The following is a 19,235-nucleotide window of genomic DNA, read 5'->3' on the forward strand; positions in this document are numbered from 1 at the left end:
TCGGGCGTGGAAAGTTCCGGCTGTTCGAGCGCAGGACTGATCGACCGGTGTCGAACTCCCTCGCGGAAGCCCGGCCGGTAATGACGATGGCGCGGCCGCACACCCGGCCGTCCCATCAAAACCTCTGAACACTCTGGATAGAGGTGATCACCCCGTTGCTCTCGGCGGCGATCCTATCGAGTGGCGCAAGGTCTACCTAGTGTGATCATCGGCTCTTGCACGATTCGCTGTCACATTCTGCTAAATCCGGCCGTTCGCCCCAAAGGGCGGACTCTCCTCCGGTGGGCAACCCGGTGCCGGACGCCGTACGTCCATCGGGTGGCGGGGGAAAATCCGGAGGGAGCAGAGGATGAAATTTCGTGCGGCCGCGTCGTGCGTCGCGGCGGCGGCGATCTTGTCGACCTTGGCCGGCGCGGGGCAGGCGAACGCGACCAGACCGTCCAGTCTGGTCATGAGCCCGAGCGCCGTCGTCGCAGGTGGGGCGGTCACCGCGGATATCTACTGCCTGCGCCCGTCGGGGGCGGGCGAGCTGGCGACGACGCTCGTCGCGGACGGACTCGCCGCGCCGATTCCCTTGCGGGTGGTGGGAGACGGCGGCACCGGCGGCATCGGCGTCGCGTTGCGCGGCGACGGTCCCGCCGGGACGGTGCCGGGGCGATACACGGCGTCGTACGACTGCTGGGGCTGGATCGTCCGCGCGGAGTTCACTGTCACGAACTGACAGCACGGCAGAAGGCGCGAAGGCCGGTTTCGGGGCGCGAATTGCCGTCCCGGAGCCCGCCTTCGCTGACACATCTCGCGGAGATGTTCCGGGCGGTAATTTCTGTCAACCGACAGAATTGGCTCGGGCGGGGGCAGGTGCCGTCGGGAAAGCCGGAAGAATTGTTCGCGAAGCGCCGAAACTTCGATGAAACAAAAGCGGGAAAAGGTGAACGGTAATTCCTTGCCGATCCACGCGGACCCGGTCTGTCCAGGCGATTTCCCTCGTTTAAGAAGCCGGGCGCGATTTCGCGTTTGGGTCGAACGAAGGGAGGCGAAGGCCTCGGGTGGCCGACGATCGACCTTGATCGATCAGGTCCGGCCGGGTAACGGGGAGGTGACGGCTTGCGGTCCAGCGGCTACACACAGATGATCGGGCAGGGGTGGCGGGTGTCACCGTTCAGTGGGTTTCGCCGCCGCCTTCTAGGCAATACCGTCGGCGGCAAAGCCGAAGTCATGGCCCCGATCGGGTACGGAGGTTTGGCGGATGATGCCGGAGATCAAAGAGGGCGCTGACGACGCCGTCGTTCGCCTGCCCGGGATGAGGGTGGCCTACGAAGGGGCGGCCTTCGACGAGTCCGCGCTGGCGGAGACCTGGACCGCCCAGCTGCAGGACTGGCTGAACCAGGCCGTCTCCGCCGGGATCCCCGAACCGAACGCGATGGTGCTCGCCACCGCCGACCCGGAGGGCAGGCCGTCCTCCCGGACCGTGCTGTGCAAGGGCCTCGACGAGCGCGGTGTCGTCTTCTACACGAACTACACCTCGACCAAGAGTCACGACCTCACCGCGACGCGCTACGCGTCGATCACCTTCCCGTGGTACGCCCTGCAGCGTCAGGTCCACGTGCGCGGCGAGGTGGAGAAGGTCAACGTCGCCGAGACCGCCGAGTACTGGGCGTCCCGCCCGCGGGGTTCGCAGCTCGGGGCTTGGGCGTCGCCGCAGTCCCGCGTCGTCGACGGCCGCCGTGCCCTCGAGAACGCGCTCCACGGGATCGAGCGCCGGTTCGCCGACGTCGAGAACATCCCGTTCCCGCCGCACTGGGGCGGGTGGCGCATCCGGCCCGACGTCGTCGAGTTCTGGCAGGGCCGCGAGGACCGCATGCACGACCGGCTCCGCTACGTCCGCACCGACGACGGCTGGCAGATCGAGCGCGTCGCGCCCTGATTCCACGCGCGTGAAGGCCCCCTTCCTTCGGCTGAGCCGAGGGAAGGGGGCCTTCACACGCGGCCGGTGACATAAATCGCGCGCGGATGGTTAGTTAGCGCGGCTAAGCTGTCTGGTTGTGAGTGACGACGTGGGGGTTGACCAGCGCAAAGGTGTCCGCAAGCTGTTCGGCTCGATCGTCGTCGACACCCGGCCGCTCAAGATCCCCGCGTTCCGCCGTCTGTGGCTGTCCACCGCGGTCACCGCCGTCGGCAGCCAGCTCACCGCCGTCGCGGTCCCCAAACAGGTCTTCGACCTCACCGGCTCGTCGGCCTACGTCGGCCTGACCGGTCTGGTCGCGCTCGTCCCGCTGCTCGTCTTCGGTCTCTGGGGCGGAGCGATCGCGGACGCCGTCGACCGCCGCAAACTCCTGCTCGTCACCAACGTCGGGGTCACCGTCACCTCGGCGGTCCTGTGGCTCCAGGCGTTCCTGAACATCGGCTCGGTCTGGCTGGTCCTGGGCCTGCTCGCGGTCAATCAGGCGTTCTTCGCGATCAACATGCCGACCCGCGGCGCCGTCGTCGCCCGGCTGGTCCCCGACAACCTGATCGCGCCCGCGACCGCGCTGAGCAGCACGATGTCCACCTTCGGCGCGGTCTTCGGCCCGCTGCTCGCCGGTTCGCTGATCCCGATCCTCGGCCTCTCGACGCTCTATCTGATCGACGTCATCGCACTGACCTTGACCCTCATCGCGGTCTACAAACTCCCTCCGATCCCGCCGCTCGGCGAGATCGCGCGGCGGGCCGGCCTCCGCGACATCATCGACGGCTTCAAATACCTGGCGACACAGAAGATCCTGCTGGCCTCGTTCCTCGTCGACATCATCGCGATGGTCGCGGGCATGCCGCGCGCGCTGATCCCGGAGATGGCGGAGCGCACCTTCGGCGACCCGCCCGGCGGCGGCCCGGCGCTGGGCTGGCTGTACGCCGCGCTCCCCGCGGGCGCGATGCTGATCGGTCTCTTCTCCGGCTGGTTGACCAGGATCCGCAAACAGGGTGTCGGCGTGATCGTCTCGATCTGTGTCTGGGGTGCCGCCGTCGCCGGTTTCGGGCTCGCGAACTCGCTGTGGCTCGCGGTGTTCTTCATGGCGCTCGCCGGCGCCGCCGACATGGTCAGCGCGATCTACCGCATGTCGATCCTCCAGCTCGCCACCACCGACGAGATGCGCGGACGGCTGCAGGGCGTGTTCACCGTCGTCGTCGCGGGCGGCCCGCGGATCGCCGACCTCACCCACGGCTGGGCCGCCGCCGGTGTCGGCACGGCCGCCGCGGCCTCCGGTGGCGGAGTGCTGGTCATCGTGCTGGTCATCGGCGCGGCGCTGCTCATCCCGTCGTTCTGGCGGTACCGGGCCCCGGTGGACTGAGCCGTTCGGTCTATCGTCGGGCCCATGCGTATTTCACGGGCGATCATCCTGTTCGCCGCTGTCATCGCGACCCTTTCCGCCTGTTCGTCCGGGGACGAGAAGACGGACAACGCGGCCAAGCCGTCGAGCCAGGCTCCCGCTCCTTCCGCCGCGCCGAGTTCCTCGGCCGCTCCCTCCGGTGGCGCCGCCGCGAAGGAGCCCTGCGCGCTGCTGCCCGCCGAGGCCGTGGGCAAGGCGGTCTCGATCCAGGGCGTGACGTCGGCGCCGGGTCCGGTGCAGGACAACGCCGCCAACGGCGGCAAGGCCAAGAGCTGCGTCTACTCGGCCGCCGGCAAGCAGATCGGCGCGCTCGCGGTGACCCGCTTCGAAGGCAACAAGATCAAGCCCGCCGAGATGGTCGCCGCGCTGAAGAAGGCCAAGCAGAACGCGAAGGACGTCGCCGGTGTCGGCGACGGTGCCATCTACTACACCGACGAGAACAAGACCGCGACGCTCGCGTCGGCCGAACTCGTGGACAACGTCCCGGTGCTGGTCAACTACACCGGACCGCTGAAGATGACGCAGGACATGATGCTTCCGCTGGTGAAGACCGCGGTCGACGCCAACTGAGGGAATTACCCAAAGGCGTGCTTCGTCAACCCGTGACGAAGAACTGACCAAACCGGACTGTCGGCCCCAGACGTGATACGGCACACTCTTGCCGCATGGCGGACACGACGACAACAGAACAGGCCGGCCCGGCCGGCCAACCGAGCCTCAAGCGGGTGATGGGTTCCAAACTCCTGCTGTTCTTCGTGGTGGGGGACATCATCGGGACGGGCGTCTACGCGCTCACCGGACAGGTCGCCGGCCGGGTGGGCGGCGCGCTTTGGCTTCCTTTCCTTATCGCGTTCGTGGTCGCGATCATGACCGCGTTCAGCTACCTGGAACTGGTCGGCAAGTACCCGCAGGCGGCAGGGGCCGCGCTCTACACGCACAAGGCGTTCAAACTCCGCTTCCTCACCTTCATGGTGGCGTTCGCGGTGATGTGCTCGGGGATCACGTCGGCCTCGTCGGCGGCGAAGGCCTTCGGTGACACCTACCTCAAGGAATTCATCACCGCGCCGATGCCGCTGGTGGCGATTCTCTTCGTGATCGGGCTCGCGCTGATCAACTTCCGCGGGGTCTCCGAATCGGTGAAGACCAACGTGGTGCTGACCTGCATCGAGATCGGCGGTCTGCTGATCATCATCGGGGTCGGCGTGTGGGCGGTGCTGAACGGCAGCGGGGACGCGTCGCGGCTGGTCGAGTTCGACACCGAGAACCAGACGATGCTGGTGGCGATCACCTCGGCGACGTCGCTGGCGTTCTTCGCGATGGTCGGTTTCGAGGACTCGGTGAACATGGCCGAGGAGTGCAAGGACCCGATCCGGATCTTCCCGAAGGCGATGCTGTGGGGCATGGTCATCGCCGCGACCATCTACATCCTGGTCTCCGTGACCTCTTCGCTGCTGGTTCCCGCCGACGAACTGGAGGCGGCCAAGAGCAGCGCGCTGCTGAAGGTGCTCGACGTCGGGGCCCCCGGGTTCCCGCGCGAGATCTTCTCCGCGATCGGTCTCTTCGCGGTCATCAACTCGGCGCTGATCAACATGCTGATGGCCAGCCGCCTGCTTTACGGGATGGCGAACCAGCGGATCATCCCGAAGCAGCTGGGCACCGTGCACCCGTTCCGCCGCAGCCCGTGGGTGGCGATCGTGTTCACCAGTGTCATCGCCATCGGCCTCGTGTCCTTTGTGGACATCAGTGTGCTCGGCGGCACGACGGCGTTGCTCCTGCTGGCGGTGTTCGCCATCGTCAACGTCGCCGTCCTGGTACTGCGCAAGGAGAAGGCGGCGCACCAGCATTTCCGCGCGCCGACGATCATCCCGGTGCTGGCCGCGATCTTCTGTCTCTACCTGGTGACGCCGCTGTCCGGGCGGCCCGCGCGCGACTACAAGGTCGCCGCGATCCTGCTCGGCGTCGGCATCGTGCTGTGGGGGATCAACTGGCTCGTCATGCGGGCCACGCACAAGGAAGAGGACCGGCAGCCCCTCGAGCCGCCGGTCGGCTGACCCTGATCGGGCGGTTTCGAGTGTCGTGAAGGGGACTTTCGCCGCATCGGATGCGGGGAAAGTCCCCTTCGCGACACGTCACCGAGCTAGATCAACCCCGGCTGAGCGACTGGTACTCCACCGGGCTGTGGGCCGAGAACACGGTGACCTCGTCGGCGTGTTCTCGGCTCAGCTCCCGCAGCCGCTCGACGTTCTCCAGCCGCGGTTTGCGCAGGGTCTGCACCATGTTCTGGAACGCGGTCATCCCCGGCGGGCAGTGTGGCTTCACCGGATCCATCTGGCCGTGGAAGAAGTACGCGTCGCCGGCGTGCAACAGCCAGCCGTCGCCGGTGTCGACGGCCACCCCGGTGTGGCCCTTGGTGTGCCCCGCGAGCGGTACCAGCAGGATCTCCGGCGGCAGGCCCTTCAGCTCGCGGACGGCCTGGAAGCCGAACCAGTCGTCCCCGGCCTCGTCGTACATGCTCCACAGTGGACGGTGGGCGAACTGGTTGGCACGGAATCGCAGCTTCTCACTCTGGTTGGCCGGTGAGGTCGCCGCGTCGTGCTCCGCGGTGCGGACGTGGACGACGGCGTTCGGGAAATCCGCGAGCCCTCCCGCGTGATCGACGTCGAGGTGCGTGCAGATGATGTGCCGGACGTCTTCGAGCTTGTGGCCGAGCGCTTCGACGTGGTGCGCCGCGGTCTCCGTCTCGACCGGTTTCGCGCCGACCATGATCGTGAACGGCGTGCCGAGCCACGCACCGGGATTCTCGACGCCCTTGCGGCCGAAACCGGTGTCCACCAGTACGAGTCCGTCGCCGGTCTCGATGAGCAGGCAGTGCGCCACCAGTTCCGAGCGGCGCAGCAGGCCGGGCTGGCCGTCGAGCAGCTTGCCGCCCGGTGCGCGCATCGTGCCGCAGTTCAGGTGGTGCACCTTCATAGCCTGCTCCTCTGGCTGAGCCGTTCGAATGCGGTGGCGTCGTGCGCGGCGAAGACCGTCACTTCGTCACCGTTGTTACTGACAAGTTCGCGCAGCCGGCGCTGGTTGTCCAGTCGTGCGGTCTTCTCCGTCTGCATGTACGACTCGAAGAAGCCCAAGGCCGGAGGGATGTGCGGCTTTCGCTCCAGTTCGCCGCCGTGGAAGACGGCGTCACCGGCGTTGAGGAGCCAGCCGTCACCCGTGTCGACCGCGACGCCGGCGTGCCCGCGGGTGTGCCCGGCGAGAGGGATGATCAGGACGTCCGGGACACCTTCGAGTTCGCGGACGGCGTCGAAACCGAACCACGGCTCGCCGTCGGCGCGGTACGACCTCCACAATGGACCGTGGCTGAACTGGACCTTCCGATAGCGGCTCGCCTCCTTGCGGTCGATCGGCTTCTCCAGTGCCTGGAGCTCGCGATCGTGGACGTGGACCCGGGCCCGCGGGAAGTCGACGAGCCCGCCCGCGTGGTCGAGGTCGAGGTGGGTGAGCACGATGTCGCGCACGTCGGCCGGGTCGAAGCCGAGTTTGCGGATCTGGGTGGTGGCGCTGAGGTCGTCGTCGCTGTCGGGATGGACCAGCCGGACGAAACCGGCGCCGAGCCATTCGACCGGACGGGTGACGGTCGGCGTTCCGACGCCGGTCTCGACGAGCACGAGCCCGGTGTCGGTCTCCAGCAGAAGACAGTGGCAGATCAGTTCGGCGCGACGGAACAGGCCGGGCCTGCCGTCGATGAGTTTGCCGCCGATCGGCCGCATGGTTCCGCAGTTCAGGTGATGGACACGCATCAGGGCAGCTCCCGTTCGAGGGTGGCACGGAGGTGAGGGGCGATCGCGCGCAGCGGCGCGGTGTCGTGCAATGTCTTGGCCAGCAGCAAACCGCCCTCGATGGCGGCGAGCACGACGGTGGCCAGGTGGTCCGCCTTGTCGGTGCCGAGCGCGTCGGCGATGACGGTGTGCCAGGACTTGTAGCCGTCGGCGCAGGCCTGACGGATCGCCTCGCTGTCACCCGACGCGTCGAGCGCGACCGTCGCGAGCGGGCAACCGCGCTGGAAATCCGACTTCTCCAGCGAGGTCGCCAGCGCCTCGACTACGTTCTCGATCCCGGTGACGACGTCGGGTGCGTTCGCGGCGATCGTGCGCAACTGAGCGCAGAGCCGGTCGGCCGATTGGCGGATGGCCTCGGCGGCCAGCTGTTCCTTGCCGCCGGGGAAGTGGAAGTAGAGCGATCCCTTGGGCGCGCCGACGGCGGCGACGAGCTGGTTGAGACCGGTGGCGTGGTAACCCTGCTGGTGGAAGAGCTCGGCGGCGGAGTCGAGCATGCGCTGCCGGGTGTCGGTGCGGCGGACCATGCGGCCGACTGTAGCTCAAACTATGACGACCGGTCTAGTAAGATCGATTTACACAAACCTTCTCATATACGAATGTTTGTGTAAACTTGGTGCGAACCGATCGGCGATCGAAGGGGCGGACATGGTCGATTCGGCCCAGTTGCTCCCGGTCGCGCAGGCAGCGCGAGCTCTGGAGATCTCGCGAGAGCGCGTCCGCGAACTCGTGCACGGTGGCGGTCTTGACGCGATCCGGATAGGCCGTGAACTGCTGGTCGACGCCCGGTCGGTCGAGCATCGGAAAAGCGTGGTGAAGCCCGCTGCCGGCCGGCCGCTCTCCGCGCGGATGGCCTGGGGCCTCCTGTGGTCGTTAAGCGGCTACGAGCCGTCGTGGATCTCGCCGTCGGAACGGGTCCGGCTCAAGCGCTACGCGCGGGAGTACGTGCCCGCTCAATGGCCTCGCCTGCTCTCCGGTCGCGCGCGCGTGCACCGCGTACGAATGCTGGCCGGACCGCTCGCTCGTCTACGGGACGATCCGCAGGCCGTCGTCAGCGGTCCTGTCGCCGCGGGGCGTCACGGCGCCGACCTGATGGCGGGCAGCGCCGATGAAGAGTTCTACGTGGACGCCGCCCGGTTCGACGAACTCGCGCGGTCACGGCGGCTGCGCCTGAACAGCCCGGAACCCAACGCGGTGATTCGCGTTCCTGCCTTGCCCGGTGTCCTGCGTCCGCCGGGAGCAGGCGGCCTTGCGATCCCGGCGGCTGTCGCGGCGGACCTGCTCGACGCCGGAGATGAGCGTTCTGTCCTTGCGGCGCAACAACTTCTCATTCGTTTGGGCGAGGTGCATAAGCTCGGCGGATGATCGATTCCGCGCCGCGGGCAGGTCTGGGAACACTGGCTCTGCCGCCGTTGCAGGGCGAGAGTGACCGAGTCGTCTGGCCCGCGATGTTCGACCTCGCCGACAGGTTGCCCGCGCCCTGGGTCATGATCGGCGGGCAGATGGTCATCTTGCACGGGCTGCTGGCCGATCGCTCGATCCCTCGCGTGACGAAGGACATCGATCTGCTCTTCGACGTTCGGTTCACACTTGACGCGTTCCCACGCGCCCATGCGGTGCTCAAGAAGCTGGGCTACGAAGTCGACGGTGTCAGCGCGGACGGTAAGGCCCATCGTTACCTTCACCCGGGAACCGGCATGGTGGTCGACATCCTCGCGCCGGACAAACTCGGTGCCCGTGCCGCCCCGAGGCTCCGGACACCGGCCGGAAAGATCGTGTCGATCCCAGGTGGCAAGACCGCGCTCGACGATGCGCGGCCACTCACGGCGACCTATGGAGGGAAGGCGGCGACCTTATATTTGCCGGGATTGGCCGCCGCTTTGGTGGTCATATCGCGTTCTTGGCCTCGCTCGTGGACGATCCGGACGCGCTCTTCCCTGGGGAGCCGCCGATCACGCCTCGGTTCGGATGTCTGGTCGACTGCCTTGACGATCCTCGGCATCCAAGTTGGCTCAGCCTCGGCTCGCCTCACGCCGAAGACGGCTTCAACGCGTGGGAGATCATGCGCGAACCTGCGAAACCCTAGACACCGATCGCGGACGCTGACCCGCCGAACTGTTGCCGCAGCTCGCGTTTGAGCAGTTTCCCGGACGCGTTCTTCGGCAGTTCGCCGACGAAGTGCACCGACTTCGGCACCTTGTGCGCCGCCAGCGACTTCTTGGCGAACTCGATCAGTTCCGCTTCCTCGACGGGCTCCTTCGCCACGACGACCGCCGAGATCGCCTCGATCCAGCGTTCGTGCGGCAGGCCGACGACGGCGACTTCCGCGACGGCGGGATGCGCGTACAGCGCGTCTTCCACCTCGCGCGACGCGACCAGGACGCCACCGGTGTTGACGACGTCCTTGATCCGGTCGACGACGAACAGGTAACCCTCCTCGTCCTGGCGCACCAGGTCACCGGAGTGGAACCAGCCACCCGCGAACGCCTCCACCGACTCCTCGGGTTTGCCCCAGTAGCCGGTGCACAGCTGGGGAGAGCGGTACACGACCTCGCCGAGCTCGCCCGGCGGAAGGTCGTTCAGCTCGGCGTCCACCACTCGTGTCTCGACGAAGAGGACCGGGCGGCCGACGGAATCCGGCCGCGCATCGTGCTCTTCCGGCCGCAGCACCGTCGCGAGTGGACCGATCTCCGACTGGCCGAAGCAGTTGTAGAAACCGACTTCCGGCAGTCGCGAGCGCAGTGCTTTCAGGACCGGGACCGGCATGATCGACGCGCCGTAATAAGCCTTGGTGAGGCAACTCAGATCCGCGTCCACGAGACCGGGATGGTTCGCGAGTCCCACCCAGACGGTCGGCGGGAAGAACAGGGAAGTGATGCCCTGGCGGGGAATCCGCGCGAAGATGTCGACGAGGTCGGGCGACTCGACGAGATGGTTCGTCGCGCCGACGGCCAGGCCCGGCATGAGGAAGACGTGCATCTGGGCCGAGTGGTACAGCGGCAGCGCGTGCAGTGGCACGTCACGGTCACTCAGGTCGAGCGCCGCGATACAGGACGAATACTCGTGCACCAGTGCGCGGTGGGTGAGCATCGCGCCCTTCGGCCGCGAGGTCGTCCCGGACGTGTAGAGCAGCTGGACGAGGTCTTCGTCCGCGACCCCGAACTCGTCGTGCGGCGCGACGGTTTCGTCCAGCGCCCAGTCCAGAACGTCCAGTGTGGACACGTGATCGACATCGACGTACCCGGCCAGCGAGGGGTCGACGAAGGCGACGGCGGGCTCGGACTGCGTGAGCAGGTACTCGAGTTCTTCACCGCGCGCGTTGAAGTTCACCGGCACGTGCACCAGCCCGGCCCGCGCGCAACCGAGGTACAGCAACAGGTATGCGTCGGAGTTCTTGCCGAAGGCCGCGACGCGGTCACCGTGGACGAGCCCGCGGCCGAGCAGTTTCGCCGCGACCCGGCCCGCCGCGCGGTCGAGTTCCGCGTAGGTCCACACGCGATCGGCGAACGTGAGGGCGACCCGGTCCGGGACGCGGCGCGCGCTCCGCTCCAGGACGCGGCCGACGGTGCTGGGGTAGCCGGGAACGGTCATCGCGGCGGTCTCCTTCGTCCGGGCCTGGCATTCCCACAGTAACCTCGTCGGCATGGCCAATCCCACCGGAGAGCAGTTCGAGATCACCCGCGGCAACGCGCGCGCCGTCGTCACCGAGATCGGTGCCGGGTTGCGCGCGTTCGAGGTCGGCGGAGTGCCCTACGTCGAGGCGTTCGCCGAGGACGAGAAGCCGCCGAAGGGCGCCGGGCAGGTGCTGCTGCCCTGGCCGAACCGCACCAAGGGCGGCCAGTGGGTACACCAGGGTGAGAAACAACAGCTCCCCATCACCGAGGCGGCGCGCGGCAACGCGATCCACGGCCTGACCCGGCACGAGGAGTGGGAGCTTCTCGAGCACGCGGAGTCGTCGATCACGCTGGCCATCGACGTTCCGGCGCAGGAGGGCTGGCCGGTGCCGCTGCGCGCGACGATCACCTACGAGATCGCGCCGCGCGAACTGGTCGTGACGCACGAGATCCGCAACGAGGGTGAGAGCCCGATCGGCGTCGGGCTCGGCACGCACCCTTACTTCCGCATCGGCGACGTGCCCACCGACGAGCTGACCCTGACGCTGCCCGCGAGCCGGGTCCGCCCGTATCGCGGCGACGAGCAGATGCCGTACGCCGACGAGCAGGACGTCGAGGGGACCGAGTACGACTTCCGGTCCGGCAAGGTGCTCGAAGGCGTCGATCTCGACACGGCGTTCGGCGGACTGAGTGTCGCCGAGGACGGCAACCACCACCACGTCCTCTCGCACGGGGAGCGGGAGCTGCTGGTCTGGGCCGGGCCCGACTTCCGCTGGGCGCAGGTGTTCACCCCGGACGACCTGGTCGGCCGCGGCCGGGCGGTGGCGATCGAGCCGATGACCTGCCCCGCCGACGCGCTCAACACCGGCACCGACCTGATCGACCTGGAGCCCGCGTCGTCGTGGACCGGGAGCTGGGGAATCCGGGTGCGCTGATGGAGGCGCCGCTCCGGCTCGGCCCCGTGGACGCGGGTGAAGTGCTCACGCTGCAACGTGCGGCGTACGTCCCGGAGGCCAGGGAGCACGAGAACCTCGACCTCCCACCGCTGCTGGAGACCTTCGACCAGGCCAAGGACGCCCTGGGCGACCCCGCTTGTTTCGCCTGGGGCATCAGGGAATCCGGACGGCTGGTGGCGAGCGTCCGGATGGTCGTGGACGGCGAGGCCGGTCTCGTCGGCAGGCTCATCGTGGCTCCGGACCGGCAGGGACACGGCCTCGGCAGCTCGTTGCTGCTCGCCGCCGAGGCGGCCGCGCCGCCCTCGGTGACCGTGTTCCGCCTGTTCACCGGGGAGCGGAGCGCCGGTCCGCTGCGGATGTACCGGAAGCTCGGCTACGTCGAGACGCACCGCACGCCCGAGAAGCACTACGAACTGGTCCACTTCGAAAAGCCCCGCGTGCGGACCGGCGGCCCAGTTCGTTAGCGTGTCAAAGTATGTCTGACAAAGCACAGGTCAAGGCCATCGTCGGTGGTTACGTCGTCCCGGTCGACGGTGATCCCATCGAAGGCGGCACGGTCCTCATCGAGAACGGGAAGATCGCCGCGGTCGGCACGGACGCCGACGTCGACGTCCCCGACGACGCCGAGCTGATCGACGCCGCGGGCAGCTGGGTGCTGCCCGGGTTCATCGACGCGCACGCCCACCTCGGCGTCCACGAAGACGGCGAAGGCTGGTCGGGGAACGACACGAACGAGATGACCGATCCCAACGGCGCGCGATTCCGGGCGATCGACGGCATCGACCCGTACGAGCCCGGCTTCGACGACGCGCTCGCGGGCGGCGTCACCAGTGTCGTCATCAAGCCCGGCTCCGGGAACCCCATCGGCGGGCAGACGATCGGCGTCAAGACCTGGGGCCGGACCGTGCTCGACATGATCTTCGCCGAGGGCGTCAGCGTGAAGAGCGCGCTCGGCGAAAACCCGAAGCGGGTTTACGGCGAGAAGAAGCAGACGCCGTCGACCAGGCTGGGCGTCGCGTCGACCATCCGCGACGCGTTCACCGCCGCGCGCAACTACGCCGCCCAGCGCGACCACGCCGCCGGCGAGGGCAAGCCGTTCGACGTCGACCTGACCAAGGAGACGCTGGCCAAGGTCCTCGACGGCGAGCTGTACTGGGACCAGCACGTCCACCGCGCCGACGACATGGTGACCGCGATCCGGCTGGCCGACGAGTTCGGCTACAAGCTGGTGATCAACCACGGCACCGAAGGGCACCTGATCGCGGACCTGCTCGCCGAGCGGGACGTGCCGGTGATCCTCGGCCCGCTGTTCACCACCAAGTCCAAAGTGGAGCTGCGCAACCGCACCCTGCGTGCCCCTGGCATCCTCGCCAGGGCGGGCGTGCGGATCGCGATCACCACGGACCACCCGGTCGTGCCGATCAACTTCCTGGTGTACCAAGCGGCGCTGTCGGTGAAGGACGGCCTCGACCCCGAGACCGCGCTGAAGGCGCTGACCGTCAACCCGGCCGCGATGCTGGACCTCGACGACCAGGTCGGCGCGCTGAAGCCCGGCCTCGACGCCGACGTGGTCATCTGGTCGGGTGACCCGCTGGACGTGATGAACCGGGCCATGCGCGTGTTCGTGCGCGGGCGCGAGGTCTACCACTTCGACGAGGAGACCGGCGTCGGCGTCACCGAGGAACGCCGGTACCGCGAAAGCTGACTCCGGCCTTGCCAGAACGGACCTACCTGTGCTCTCATGTGTGACACACTGGGGAGGGTGTGTAACACATGAAGCGCTGGGTTCTCGTCCTGGTCATCGGCTTCGGCTTCTTGGGTGTCTGCCTGTTGTGGGCGACCGAAGACTCGAGCGCCATCAAATGCGACGGCAGGCTCATGTCGTACGGCGACGTCTGCGAGACCACCAAGAACGGTCGCACCGTCCGCACGGAGACCTACGACCAGATGAAGAAGGGCGCCGAAACCCGCGAGAGGGCCTTTCGAAACCATGGCCTGTGGGTGGGCGGGGTCGGGGCCGGGCTGACCGGGCTGGGCGCGACGATGCTGATCCGCAGGAAGCGTCGCGCGTCGCGGGCCGGTGTGACGGCGCCGCAAGGTGGGCAGCCGCAATGGCAAGCGCAGCCCCAGTGGCAGGGTCAGCCCCAGTGGCAAGGACAGGCACAGCCGGGATTTCCGCCGCAGCAAGGAAACCCGCGGCCGTACGCGAACCAGGCGATTCAGCAGTACCCGCCACCGCAGCAGCGGCCCGGCCCTCCGCCGCAGGCCGTTCAGCAGTATCAGCAGCCGTACCCGCCGCAGGGCGGCCGCCCGCAGCAACCGCCGCAGCAGTTCGGCCCGACAGGGCACTGAGCGGCTATGTCAGAAGCCGATCGAGCTCCAGTTTCACCGGAAACGGCTCGGCGGCGGCGAATTCGCCCGTCATGGCCGGAGCGTCCTGGTAGCCGAGTTCGCCCGCTTGGTGGCACGCGACAAGCGAGACGGGCTCGCTGAGATCGACGATCCAGTAGTGCGGGATCCCCGCGTCGGCGTACTCACCGTGTTTGGTCACGTAGTCGGTGCGCTTCGAGCCCGGTGACACGATCTCGACCACCACGACGACGTCGTCCGCGTGGTACATCGTGTCGTCTTCGTCGATCCGTTCGCCCGCCTCGCGAAGGGCGATGATCAGATCCGGTCGCCTGGCGAAACCCGGCTCTCCGGGTGGAACCAGCCCTAGATCGACATCGATGTCCTGGACGAATTCGAGATGGTCGGGCAGCTGGGATTCCAGCTGCCTCGCCAAGGCGTACAGCGCCTTGTTGTGTCTCCTCTTGGGGCTCGGCGACATGACGAGGCGGCCTTCCACGAGCTCGGTGAATCCGGAATCGGGCTCACCGAGCGCCGCGTACTCCGCGACCGACAGCAGGTGATCCGGGACGGCCCACCCTGATTCACCGTGCGAGCCGGTCGTGGAATGGGGAAGGGCTGTCACAGCGTCTCCTCACGTCTTCCACAGTGTCTCACGGCCACGGGATGACCATCGGTGATCATGTCAGCGCGGAGTGTCAGCCTTTCCGGAGTTCTCGCGCGATCACCATGCGCTGGATCTGGTTCGTGCCCTCGAAGATCTGCGGCACCTTCGCCTCCCGCATGTACCGCTCCACCGGGAAGTCCTTCGTGTACCCGGCGCCACCGAGGACCTGTACGGCGTCGGTGGTCACCTTCATCGCGCCGTCGGTCGCGACGAGCTTCGCGATCGACGCCTGCCGCTGGAACGGCAGCCCGCGGTCGTGGCGGCGGGCGGCGTCGAGGTACATCGCGCGCGACGTCTCGACGGTCGCGGCCATGTCGGCGAGCAGGAATTCCAGGCCCTGGAACTCGATGATCGGCCGCCCGAACTGCGTGCGGCCCTTCGCGTACTCGAGCGCCTCGTCCAGGGCGGCCTGCGCGAGCCCGACGGCGCAAGCGGCGATGCCCAGCCGTCCGGAGCTGAGCGACGACAGCGCGATCTTCAGCCCCTGGCCCTCTTCGCCGACCCGCCGATCGGCGTCGACGGCGGCGTCCTCGAACATCAGCTGTGCCGTGGTCGACCCGGTGAGGCCCATCTTCCGCTCGGGCGGCGCGGCCGACAGGCCCGGCGTCGCCGCGTCGACGAGCAGGCAGGAGATGCCCTGACCGCCGTCGTCGCTGGTGCGCACCATGGTCGTGTAGAAGTCGGCCTCACCCGCATGGGTGATCCACGCCTTTGTGCCGTTCACGACGTACTGGTCGCCGTCGAGCCGCGCGCGGGTCGAGAGGGCGGCCGCGTCGGAGCCGGCGTGGGTCTCCGAGAGCGCGTACGCGCCCAGCAGACCGCCTTCCAGCATCGAGGGCAGCCAGCGGTCGCGCTGTTCGTCGGTGCCGTGGTGCGCCAGCGCGAAGCAGGACATCGTGTGCACGGAGAGCCCGACGCCGACCGACATCCACGCGGCCGCGATCTCCTCCAGGACCTGCAGATACACCTCGTACGGCAGCTCGCCGCCGCCCCAGCGTTCCGAGTACGGCAGGCCGAGCAGCCCGGCCTGCCCCAGCAGCCGGAACTGCTCGCGCGGGAAGTGCGCCGTCTCCTCGTACTTGCTCGCGATCGGGGCGAGCTCCTCGCGCGCGATCTCCTTGGCCAGGTCGATCAAATCCTGGGCCTCGGTACTGGGCAGCAGACGGTCCGCCGGCATGGCTCCTCCGAGCTGAGCTGTACTAAAAACAGTACTGTGGGTTGATTCAGCGTACAGTAGATGGCGTTGGGGGGACACCGTTCGCGTAGGGGATAGTGATCCGATGACCTCGCGCCGCCAGCCCACCGCGCGTCAGAGAGCACTGCTCTCGGAACTTGAAGCGGTCTTCCTCGCCGAAGGGTTCTCCCAGTTCACGCTGGACGACCTGGCCGCCAGGCTCCACTGCTCGAAGTCGACCCTCTACGCGCTGGCGCCCAGTAAGGAGCAGCTCGCGGTCAAGGTCGTCACCCACTTTTTCAAGGGCGCCGCCGAGTTGCTGGAGGAGCGGATCGACGGGATCGACGACGCCCGCAAGATCCTCGGGGAGTACCTCGCCGGGATCTCCGAGTACCTGAATCGCGCTTCGGCCGCTTTCATGACCGACATCGCCGAATTCGCGCCGGCGCGGGACGCGTATCAGCTCAACAGCCGGGTCGCGGCCGGCCGGATCCGGTCGTTCATCGATCGCGGCGTCACCGACGGTGTTTTCCGTGAGGTGCACGCGCGGCTGATCGCGGAAATGGCGGGACTGATCATCGAGGGAATCCAGACCGGTGTCATCGGTCAGCGCGCAGGGGTGACCGACGCCGAAGCGTTCACCGCTTTGTCGGAAGTCCTTCTCGGTGGCCTTGAGCCCAAAATGTCCTGAAATGACAATTCTGGTGGTCTCACCACCGTCTCGGCTAGCATCGCGCCCGTGATCGTCGTAGGTGGAGAGGCGCTGGTCGACCTCGTTCCCGGTGCCCCGTTGGATTCCACTGTGGACGGTGGGTTGCGCGCGCTGCTGCCCCGGATGGGTGGTGGTCCCTACAACGTCGCGCTCGCCGCCGGGCGGCTCGGCGTCCCGGCGGGCTTCCTCTCCCGCGTCTCGAACGACCGCTTCGGGGTCGCGCTGGTGGACCGGCTGCACGCCTCCGGTGTCGACACCGCCTTGCTGCAGCGGGGAAACGAGCCGACGACACTCGCGGTGGTCGCGCTCGACGAGAAGGGCTCCGCGCGGTACACCTTCTACACCGAGGGCACCGCGGACCGGCTGGTCGCCGACCCCGGCCCGCTGCCGGAGGATGTGACGGCGCTCTCGCTCGGCACCCTCGGCATGGTCCTGGAGCCGGGCGCGAGCACGTACGAAACCGTGTTGCGCCGCGAATCCGCCCGAGGCGTCCTGACCGTGCTCGATCCGAACATCCGTGCGGCGCTGATCACCGATCCGGCGGCCTATCGGGCGAGGTTCGAGTCCTGGCTGCCGCATGTCCGCCTGCTCAAGATCTCCGACGACGACACGGAATGGCTCACCGAGGGCGCCGACCCGGTCGACGCGGCAAAGGTCTGGACCTCTTGCGGAGTCGATGCCGTCGTGCTCACCAGGGGCGCGCAGGGGTTGTCCGTCATCACACGAGCGGGCGAAATCGCGCAGGTCCCGTCACGCCGGGTCGACGTCGTCGACACCATCGGCGCCGGCGACACCGTGCAGGGCGCCCTGCTGGCGTGGCTGTACTCGAACGGGGTGCGTGACTTGTCCACTCTCAACGCCGTCGGCTGGCGTGCGGCGCTCGAATTCGCGGCGAAAGCGGCGTCGATCACCGTCTCGCGGAGCGGGGCCGAACCGCCGACGGCGGGCGATATGGCATCCGCCGTGTGAACCTGGTCCCAAAGGGGCTGTTGTGAGCAACTCACCCGCTGCGCGTTGACCCCATTCTCGACTAGCGTAGAGGGGAATTCATACCCCAGCGGGGCGGTGTGCAGCGAGGCCGTGGGTCACGCGCGTGAAAGAGGGCGTACCTGTGGAACCTACAGGCGCCGCCGGCCCGTGCTGAACGTGAGAGGGACTTACATGTCCGACGCGACGACGGCTGCGGGGCAGTCCGGCGAGACCGCGACGCTGCGCCTGCCCAACGGCGAGCACGAGTTCAAGGTGATCCACCCGGTCGAGGGCGCGCCTGGGATCGAGCTGGGGAAGCTGCTGGCGACGACCGGGTACATCACCCACGACCCGGGGTTCGTGAATACCGGCGCCGCGTCCTCGGCCATCACCTACATCGACGGTGACGCCGGCATTCTGCGCTACCGCGGGTACCCGATCGAGCAGCTGGCCGAGAAGTCGACCTTCATCGAGGTCTCGTACCTGCTCATCTACGGCGAGCTGCCGACTCAGGCCCAGCTGGAGGAGTTCACCGGGAAGATCCAGCGGCACACCCTGCTGCACGAGGACCTCAAGGCCTTCTTCAGCGGCTTCCCGCGCGACGCGCACCCGATGCCGGTGCTCTCCAGCGCCGTATCCGCGCTGTCGACCTTCTACCAGGACTCGCTCAACCCGTTCGACGAAGCGAACGTGGAGCTGTCCACCATCCGCCTGCTGGCCAAGGTCCCGACCCTGGCCGCGTACGCGTACAAGAAGTCCGTCGGCCAGCCGCTGCTGTACCCGGACAACTCGCTCGGCCTCGTCGAGAACTTCCTGCGGATGACCTTCGGCTTCCCGGCCGAGCCCTACGAGGTCGACCCGGACGTCGCCAAGGCGCTCGACCTGCTGTTCATCCTGCACGCCGACCACGAGCAGAACTGCTCGACCTCGACCGTGCGCCTCGTCGGCTCCTCCGAGGCGAACCTGTTCGCCTCGATCTCGGCCGGTATCAACGCGCTCTTCGGCCCGCTGCACGGTGGCGCCAACAGCGCGGTCCTGGACATGCTCGAGGGCATCCAGGCCGAGGGCGGCGACGTCGCGAACTTCGTCACCCGCGTGAAGAACAAGGAAAAGGGTGTCCGCCTGATGGGCTTCGGGCACCGGGTCTACAAGAACTACGACCCGCGCGCGAAGATCATCAAGAACACCGCGGACGAGATCCTCTCCAAGCTCAAGGGCGGCGACCAGCTGCTCGACATCGCGAAGAAGCTGGAAGAGACCGCGCTCTCGGACGACTACTTCATCGAGCGGAAGCTGTACCCGAACGTCGACTTCTACACCGGTTTGATCTACCGGGCGCTCGGCTTCCCGACCAAGTACTTCACCGTGCTCTTCGCGCTCGGCCGCCTGCCGGGCTGGATCGCGCACTGGCGCGAGATGATCCAGGACCCGGCGACCAAGATCGGCCGCCCGCGGCAGATCTACACCGGCTACGCGTCGCGGGACTACGCGCCCATCTCGGAGCGCTGACCTCCCCTCTCAAATGCGATGAAGGACGCTTTCATAGCAGAATTCGCTATGAAAGCGTCCTTCATCGCATCCGGGCATGCAGGGGGA

General features: G+C 67.7%; 20 protein-coding genes. 14 read left to right on the plus strand and 6 right to left on the minus strand.

The features are described from left to right. Positions 1–349 precede the first annotated feature (349 nt). The 5 genes from BLW75_RS29205 to BLW75_RS29225 all read left to right on the plus strand — a co-directional run bounded on the left by BLW75_RS29205 (position 350) and on the right by BLW75_RS29225 (position 5,416). The gene (locus tag BLW75_RS29205) at positions 350–721 is read left to right on the plus strand and encodes a hypothetical protein (protein ID WP_034308542.1); all 372 of its coding nucleotides are present in this window, start codon (positions 350–352) and stop codon (positions 719–721) included. Between the two features lie 525 nt (positions 722–1,246). Then, positions 1,247–1,924, plus strand: coding sequence for a pyridoxamine 5'-phosphate oxidase (pdxH, locus tag BLW75_RS29210; RefSeq protein WP_034308544.1), 678 nt, complete (start codon positions 1,247–1,249; stop codon positions 1,922–1,924). Between the two features lie 118 nt (positions 1,925–2,042). Continuing rightward, complete coding sequence (locus BLW75_RS29215; RefSeq protein WP_034308546.1) at positions 2,043–3,326, plus strand: MFS transporter; 1,284 nt, start codon at positions 2,043–2,045, stop codon at positions 3,324–3,326. Positions 3,327–3,350: 24 nt separating this feature from the next. Continuing rightward, complete coding sequence (locus BLW75_RS29220; protein ID WP_034308548.1) at positions 3,351–3,935, plus strand: DUF3558 family protein; 585 nt, start codon at positions 3,351–3,353, stop codon at positions 3,933–3,935. A 95-nt stretch (positions 3,936–4,030) separates the two neighbouring features. Continuing rightward, entirely contained in the window at positions 4,031–5,416 is a 1,386-nt protein-coding gene (locus BLW75_RS29225) for an APC family permease (RefSeq protein ID WP_034308550.1), read from the plus strand. Between the two features lie 91 nt (positions 5,417–5,507). Here the strand turns inward: BLW75_RS29225 and BLW75_RS29230 are convergent, their stop codons facing one another. From BLW75_RS29230 to BLW75_RS29240, 3 genes are read right to left on the minus strand one after another with little or no spacing between them, the layout of a single operon-like run. Next, entirely contained in the window at positions 5,508–6,335 is an 828-nt protein-coding gene (locus BLW75_RS29230; RefSeq protein WP_034308553.1) for an MBL fold metallo-hydrolase, read from the minus strand. Then, positions 6,332–7,162: an MBL fold metallo-hydrolase gene (locus tag BLW75_RS29235; RefSeq protein ID WP_034308555.1), complete on the minus strand. Its 831-nt coding sequence runs from the start codon at positions 7,160–7,162 to the stop codon at positions 6,332–6,334. The genes BLW75_RS29230 and BLW75_RS29235 overlap by 4 nt, the downstream gene beginning before the upstream one ends. Beyond that, positions 7,162–7,725 (minus strand): TetR/AcrR family transcriptional regulator, encoded by a 564-nt coding sequence (locus tag BLW75_RS29240; protein ID WP_034308558.1) that lies wholly within the window; start codon positions 7,723–7,725, stop codon positions 7,162–7,164. The genes BLW75_RS29235 and BLW75_RS29240 overlap by 1 nt, the downstream gene beginning before the upstream one ends. Positions 7,726–7,846: 121 nt before the next feature. Between BLW75_RS29240 and BLW75_RS29245 the strand changes: the two genes are divergently transcribed. Next, the gene (locus BLW75_RS29245) at positions 7,847–8,563 is read left to right on the plus strand and encodes a helix-turn-helix domain-containing protein (RefSeq protein WP_091598535.1); all 717 of its coding nucleotides are present in this window, start codon (positions 7,847–7,849) and stop codon (positions 8,561–8,563) included. After that, positions 8,560–9,336, plus strand: coding sequence for a nucleotidyltransferase family protein (locus tag BLW75_RS29250; RefSeq protein ID WP_143055366.1), 777 nt, complete (start codon positions 8,560–8,562; stop codon positions 9,334–9,336). The genes BLW75_RS29245 and BLW75_RS29250 overlap by 4 nt, the downstream gene beginning before the upstream one ends. Here the strand turns inward: BLW75_RS29250 and BLW75_RS29255 are convergent. Beyond that, the gene (locus BLW75_RS29255; protein WP_034308562.1) at positions 9,281–10,789 is read right to left on the minus strand and encodes a fatty acyl-CoA synthetase; all 1,509 of its coding nucleotides are present in this window, start codon (positions 10,787–10,789) and stop codon (positions 9,281–9,283) included. The two genes, BLW75_RS29250 and BLW75_RS29255, sit on opposite strands and share 56 nt — an antisense overlap. A 52-nt stretch (positions 10,790–10,841) precedes the next feature. Here BLW75_RS29255 and BLW75_RS29260 point away from each other — a divergent pair, with 52 nt between their 5' ends. The 4 genes from BLW75_RS29260 (at position 10,842) to BLW75_RS29275 (ending at position 14,120) form a co-directional block, all read left to right on the plus strand. Beyond that, the gene (locus BLW75_RS29260) at positions 10,842–11,747 is read left to right on the plus strand and encodes an aldose 1-epimerase family protein (protein WP_034308565.1); all 906 of its coding nucleotides are present in this window, start codon (positions 10,842–10,844) and stop codon (positions 11,745–11,747) included. After that, positions 11,747–12,232: a GNAT family N-acetyltransferase gene (locus BLW75_RS29265; RefSeq protein ID WP_034308712.1), complete on the plus strand. Its 486-nt coding sequence runs from the start codon at positions 11,747–11,749 to the stop codon at positions 12,230–12,232. Before BLW75_RS29260 ends, BLW75_RS29265 begins: the two co-directional genes overlap by 1 nt. Before the next feature lie 11 nt (positions 12,233–12,243). Beyond that, a complete protein-coding gene (locus BLW75_RS29270) occupies positions 12,244–13,473 on the plus strand; it encodes an amidohydrolase (protein WP_034308567.1) in 1,230 nt (409 codons plus the stop codon). Positions 13,474–13,541: 68 nt separating this feature from the next. Further along, the gene (locus BLW75_RS29275) at positions 13,542–14,120 is read left to right on the plus strand and encodes a hypothetical protein (RefSeq protein ID WP_034308568.1); all 579 of its coding nucleotides are present in this window, start codon (positions 13,542–13,544) and stop codon (positions 14,118–14,120) included. A 4-nt stretch (positions 14,121–14,124) separates the two neighbouring features. Here the strand turns inward: BLW75_RS29275 and BLW75_RS29280 are convergent, their stop codons facing one another. Further along, positions 14,125–14,742: a Uma2 family endonuclease gene (locus BLW75_RS29280; protein ID WP_091598541.1), complete on the minus strand. Its 618-nt coding sequence runs from the start codon at positions 14,740–14,742 to the stop codon at positions 14,125–14,127. A 73-nt stretch (positions 14,743–14,815) separates the two neighbouring features. Continuing rightward, positions 14,816–15,961: an acyl-CoA dehydrogenase family protein gene (locus tag BLW75_RS29285; protein ID WP_034308573.1), complete on the minus strand. Its 1,146-nt coding sequence runs from the start codon at positions 15,959–15,961 to the stop codon at positions 14,816–14,818. A 103-nt stretch (positions 15,962–16,064) separates the two neighbouring features. Between BLW75_RS29285 and BLW75_RS29290 the strand changes: the two genes are divergently transcribed. The 3 genes from BLW75_RS29290 to BLW75_RS29300 all read left to right on the plus strand — a co-directional run bounded on the left by BLW75_RS29290 (position 16,065) and on the right by BLW75_RS29300 (position 19,148). Then, on the plus strand, positions 16,065–16,649 hold the full coding sequence (locus tag BLW75_RS29290; RefSeq protein ID WP_034308575.1) for a TetR/AcrR family transcriptional regulator: 585 nt from the start codon (positions 16,065–16,067) through the stop codon (positions 16,647–16,649). Between the two features lie 48 nt (positions 16,650–16,697). Further along, a complete protein-coding gene (locus BLW75_RS29295) occupies positions 16,698–17,639 on the plus strand; it encodes a carbohydrate kinase family protein (RefSeq protein ID WP_034308577.1) in 942 nt (313 codons plus the stop codon). A gap of 192 nt (positions 17,640–17,831) precedes the next feature. Beyond that, positions 17,832–19,148, plus strand: coding sequence for a citrate synthase (locus tag BLW75_RS29300; RefSeq protein WP_091598543.1), 1,317 nt, complete (start codon positions 17,832–17,834; stop codon positions 19,146–19,148). Positions 19,149–19,235: the final 87 nt, after the last annotated feature.

It is taken from the genome of Amycolatopsis lurida (assembly GCF_900105055.1).
Classification (GTDB): domain Bacteria; phylum Actinomycetota; class Actinomycetes; order Mycobacteriales; family Pseudonocardiaceae; genus Amycolatopsis; species Amycolatopsis lurida.

Excerpts from the sequence above, each read along its gene's own strand:
- BLW75_RS29270 (WP_034308567.1), top strand. The coding sequence starts at position 12,244 with ATGTCTGACAAAGCACAGGTCAAGGCCATCGTCGGTGGTTACGTCGTC.
- BLW75_RS29250 (WP_143055366.1), top strand. The coding sequence starts at position 8,560 with ATGATCGATTCCGCGCCGCGGGCAGGTCTGGGAACACTGGCTCTGCCG.
- BLW75_RS29300 (WP_091598543.1), top strand. The coding sequence starts at position 17,832 with ATGTCCGACGCGACGACGGCTGCGGGGCAGTCCGGCGAGACCGCGACG.
- BLW75_RS29220 (WP_034308548.1), top strand. The coding sequence starts at position 3,351 with ATGCGTATTTCACGGGCGATCATCCTGTTCGCCGCTGTCATCGCGACC.
- BLW75_RS29285 (WP_034308573.1), bottom strand. The coding sequence starts at position 15,961 with ATGCCGGCGGACCGTCTGCTGCCCAGTACCGAGGCCCAGGATTTGATC.
- BLW75_RS29230 (WP_034308553.1), bottom strand. The coding sequence starts at position 6,335 with ATGAAGGTGCACCACCTGAACTGCGGCACGATGCGCGCACCGGGCGGC.
- BLW75_RS29290 (WP_034308575.1), top strand. The coding sequence starts at position 16,065 with ATGACCTCGCGCCGCCAGCCCACCGCGCGTCAGAGAGCACTGCTCTCG.
- BLW75_RS29240 (WP_034308558.1), bottom strand. The coding sequence starts at position 7,725 with ATGGTCCGCCGCACCGACACCCGGCAGCGCATGCTCGACTCCGCCGCC.
- BLW75_RS29260 (WP_034308565.1), top strand. The coding sequence starts at position 10,842 with ATGGCCAATCCCACCGGAGAGCAGTTCGAGATCACCCGCGGCAACGCG.
- BLW75_RS29225 (WP_034308550.1), top strand. The coding sequence starts at position 4,031 with ATGGCGGACACGACGACAACAGAACAGGCCGGCCCGGCCGGCCAACCG.
- BLW75_RS29265 (WP_034308712.1), top strand. The coding sequence starts at position 11,747 with ATGGAGGCGCCGCTCCGGCTCGGCCCCGTGGACGCGGGTGAAGTGCTC.
- BLW75_RS29205 (WP_034308542.1), top strand. The coding sequence starts at position 350 with ATGAAATTTCGTGCGGCCGCGTCGTGCGTCGCGGCGGCGGCGATCTTG.
- BLW75_RS29245 (WP_091598535.1), top strand. The coding sequence starts at position 7,847 with ATGGTCGATTCGGCCCAGTTGCTCCCGGTCGCGCAGGCAGCGCGAGCT.
- BLW75_RS29275 (WP_034308568.1), top strand. The coding sequence starts at position 13,542 with ATGAAGCGCTGGGTTCTCGTCCTGGTCATCGGCTTCGGCTTCTTGGGT.
- pdxH (WP_034308544.1), top strand. The coding sequence starts at position 1,247 with ATGATGCCGGAGATCAAAGAGGGCGCTGACGACGCCGTCGTTCGCCTG.
- BLW75_RS29255 (WP_034308562.1), bottom strand. The coding sequence starts at position 10,789 with ATGACCGTTCCCGGCTACCCCAGCACCGTCGGCCGCGTCCTGGAGCGG.
- BLW75_RS29235 (WP_034308555.1), bottom strand. The coding sequence starts at position 7,162 with ATGCGTGTCCATCACCTGAACTGCGGAACCATGCGGCCGATCGGCGGC.